At 80.6% G+C, this 1,026-nt stretch carries 1 protein-coding gene; it reads right to left on the minus strand.

Annotated elements, in window-relative coordinates:
• Positions 1-1,026 (minus strand): YhgE/Pip domain-containing protein (locus tag KVT14_RS23305; protein WP_217617266.1); only part of this gene is annotated, 1,026 nt, incomplete at both ends.

Raw genomic sequence — 1,026 nt, forward strand, 5'->3', positions numbered from 1 at the left:
CGACCGCCCCCGAGAGCGCGCCGCTGCCGGACCGGATGCCGCCCGCGAGCTCCCGGAGCGACGGGCCGGACCCGTCGCCGTCGACCGCCGCGCGCAGCGCCGCGCACTGGCCCGCGTCCCCGGCGGCGCACCCGGCCGCGAGCGCCGAGATCGCGTCGGTGAGCGCGGCGAGCCCCGCGGCGGCACGGTCGAGGTCGGAGGCGCCGGCGGGCAGGTCGTGCACCCGCGCGTCCGCCGCCGCCAGCGCCGCGGCCAGGGCGGCTGCGCCGTCGCTGACCTGGACCGCGCCGCCGGCGACCCCCTGCGTCCCCGACGCCAGGCCGGTCGCGCCCGAGGCGACCTGCCCCGCGCCGGAGGACAGCGCGGCGGCCCCGGCGCTGAGCTCCGCGGCCCCGGACGCGAGCCGGTCCGTCGCCGCGGCGAGCGCGCCCGCACCGCCCGCGACCTGGCCGGCGCCGGACGCGAGCGACGTCGCCCCGTCCGCCGCCTGCTGCGCCCCGTCCGCCGCCTGGCCCATCTGGTCGGCGATCTGGTCGAAACCCTGGTAGACCCCGTCCAGGTACGAGCCGGTGACCTGCTGCCCCATCGTCGTCGCCGCGACCTGGGCCACCTGGTCGGCGAGCAGCGCCGTCACCGCGGACCGCGCGCGGTCGCCCTGGACGGTGACGGTCGCCTGCACGGGGTCGTCGGTCGCGAGCGAGCCCACGTCCGCGGAGAAGTCCGACGGGATCGTCACGACCGCGGCGTACGACCCGTCCGCCAGCCCCGCGGCGGCGTCGGCGGCGTCGGTCAGGGTCCACGCGAACCCGACGTCGGCGCCGGCGGGCGGGTGGGTGAGGTTCGCCGCGAGCAGCCGGCCGGCGGCGATCGTCTGCGCGTCCGAGCCCTGCCCGGACGTGACGATCTGGTCCGCGTTCACGACGGCGGCCGGCACGTCGTCGAGCCGGTCGACCCGGCCGTGCAGCGACCCGAGCAGGGTCAGGCCGGCGGCGGGCGGGGGCAGCAGGACCACGGCCGCGGGCAGCC

Source organism: Cellulomonas sp. GbtcB1, assembly GCF_019091725.1.
GTDB lineage: Bacteria > Actinomycetota > Actinomycetes > Actinomycetales > Cellulomonadaceae > Cellulomonas.